Genomic DNA, 2,327 nt, shown 5'->3' with positions numbered 1-2,327 from the left:
CCGCTGACCGGAGGGATAATGCCTAAAATTGTTTTCAGCAGCGTGGTCTTGCCCAGGCCGTTGACGCCGCGAATGGCAATTTTCTGCCCGCGCTCTAAATTAAAGGTAACGGGACGGGTCAAGGGCGTATCGTAGCCCAATACCAAATCCTTGGCTTCTACAATAAAGCGGCTGGGAGTGCGCGCTTCGCGGAATTTAAAGGTAGGCTTGATTTTCTCGCGGGGCTTTTCAATCATTTCCATCTTATCCAGCTTGCGTTGGCGGCTTTTAGCCATATTGGTGGTGGCGACGCGGGCCTTATTGCGGGCGATAAAGTCCTCCAGCTTGGCCACCTCCTGCTGCTGGCGCTCGTAGGCGCTTTCCTTCTGCGCCTTGTAGATGGCGTACATTTCCTGGAATTTATCGTAATTGCCGCTGTAGCGGGTCAGCTCGCAGTTTTCCAAATGGTAGATGACATTGACTACATTATTGAGGAAAGAGACGTCGTGAGAAATAAGAATGAAGGCGTGCTCGTAATTCTGCAAGAATTTCGTCAGCCATTCGATATGCTCCACGTCCAGATAGTTGGTGGGCTCGTCCAGCAGCAGAATTTTGGAGTTTTGCAGCAGCAGCTTGGTTAATAAAACCTTGCTGCGCTGGCCGCCGGAAAGCTCGCTGACGTCCTTGTCCAGACCGATGCTGCCCAAGCCTAAGCCGTTGGCAAATTCTTCAATTTTGCTGTCCAGAGAGTAAAAGCCTGCATGTTCCAGCTCCGTTTGGATTTCGCCGACAGTGTTCATCATTTTGTCCATTTCTTCGGGAGCAGCGTCGCCCATCTTTTCGTACAGCTCCAGCATTTGCTGTTCCATTTCGTACAGGCCGTCGAAGGCTGTGCGCAGTACCTGGCGGATGGTCATGCCCTTTTCCAGGGTGCTTTGCTGGTCCAGATAGCCTACGGATACCTTGCCCGGCCACTCCACCTTGCCTTCATCCGGCAGTACGTGACCGGTGACGATATTTAAAAAGGTGGACTTGCCTTCGCCGTTGGCGCCGACCAGGCCTACATGCTCGCCGCGCAGTAATTTAAAGGAAACGTTTTCCAGAATTTGGCGGCCGCCAAAGGAGTGGGAGACGTTAGTGACATTTAAATAGCTCATGGATGACCTCTTTCTAAAATTTGTTTTTATATATTATACCATGTTTACCGCGGCTCTGTCTTCGCTTGCAGCTTGCCAATCGCCGGGTGACAGGTATATGTTGCACATCAGCTCTGCGTTTGCCTGCGGCTCCGCAATCGCTGTGTGCACACATTATACATGATATTAGCTGCGTTGAGAAGCGCTGCGCATTGTCAAGCCGCCGGATATTTGCTATAATGCTAATGATGATCTGGCTTGTGTCGGCTGCCCCGTTGGGGAGGTGGAAGCTTTGAGAATTTACGAAGCGCTAAGCTTAATGATAGCCTTTGGAATTTTAGTAGCGACCATTATCTTGGCATGTAAGTAAGCTTACATAAAAAGAAAAAGACCGACAGGTCTTTTGTCAGCCTTTTCTTCAAAAACCATTAAATTAGAGGGAAGAGCTGACAGTGCGACTTGCCAGCTCATCTTCTAAAAATATTATAGCAGGCTTGCTTCCATAAGTCAAATGCAAAGGAGAAATGAAAAATGCTGCAGGGAAATAAAAACGATATTGCTAAGCTGCTGCCCTATGTGAGCAGCGATTTGCAGACAGCCTTAAAATATATTGCCGCCACGGATTTCAGCAGGGTTGCCAACGGCGAATATGAAATCGACGGGCGTAAGGTTTTCGCCCGCGTTAATACCTACGCTACGGAGCCGAAGGCGCAGCGCCGTCCGGAAAAGCATAATGAATATATAGACGTGCAGTATGTAGCGCAGGGCAGCGAAACGATTTGGTACACGCCCCTTGACGGCGCTTGTCTGGAAATAGAAAACAGAGCCGCTGCCGACGACGTTATTTTTTATGCCAACCCCGGAGAGCGTAACTGCGTCGTATTGCAGGCCGGAGATTTTGCGATTTTCTTTCCCTGGGAACTGCATCGCCCTAACTGCGCTAACGGCTGCTTAGGCGAAGCGGCGCCGGAGCAGGTGCAGAAGATTGTGGTGAAGGTAAAGGCAGAATAACGTGGCGAAGTTTTGCAACGGCGCGGCCAATGCTTACGCAGAAAAATAATAAAAAACTTGCAAAAAAGGTGTTGACAAACGCTGCGTAAAAGCTTATAATAACATTCGTGATGTTGAGCAACGCTAAAATGTTGGTCAGCAAGTTATATTCCCCGATAGTTCAGCCGGTAGAACACCTGACTGTTAATCAGGGCGTCGTAG

3 protein-coding genes are annotated in these 2,327 nt (G+C 49.4%); 2 read left to right on the top strand and 1 reads right to left on the bottom strand.

What is annotated here, in order from left to right; translation table 11 throughout:
* On the bottom strand, nt 1-1,136 hold a 1,136-nt coding region (locus tag QZ105_RS10395; protein WP_293729848.1), incomplete at its 3' end, for an ABC-F family ATP-binding cassette domain-containing protein.
* A 262-nt stretch (nt 1,137-1,398) separates the two neighbouring features.
* Between QZ105_RS10395 and QZ105_RS10640 the strand changes: the two genes are divergently transcribed.
* A complete protein-coding gene (locus tag QZ105_RS10640) occupies nt 1,399-1,485 on the top strand; it encodes a putative holin-like toxin (protein ID WP_366936051.1) in 87 nt (28 codons plus the stop codon).
* A gap of 161 nt (nt 1,486-1,646) precedes the next feature.
* Nucleotides 1,647-2,126, top strand: a complete 480-nt coding sequence (locus QZ105_RS10390) for a YhcH/YjgK/YiaL family protein (protein WP_293729847.1) — start codon at nt 1,647-1,649, stop codon at nt 2,124-2,126.
* Nucleotides 2,127-2,327: the final 201 nt, after the last annotated feature.

It is taken from the genome of uncultured Phascolarctobacterium sp., from assembly GCF_905212365.1.
In the GTDB taxonomy this organism is placed as follows: domain Bacteria; phylum Bacillota; class Negativicutes; order Acidaminococcales; family Acidaminococcaceae; genus Phascolarctobacterium_A.
This window is presented reverse-complemented; position numbering and strand designations above follow the sequence as displayed.

What these genes read in the sequence shown, in the direction of transcription:
- QZ105_RS10390 (WP_293729847.1), top strand. Translation starts at nt 1,647, where the DNA reads ATGCTGCAGGGAAATAAAAACGATATTGCTAAGCTGCTGCCCTATGTG.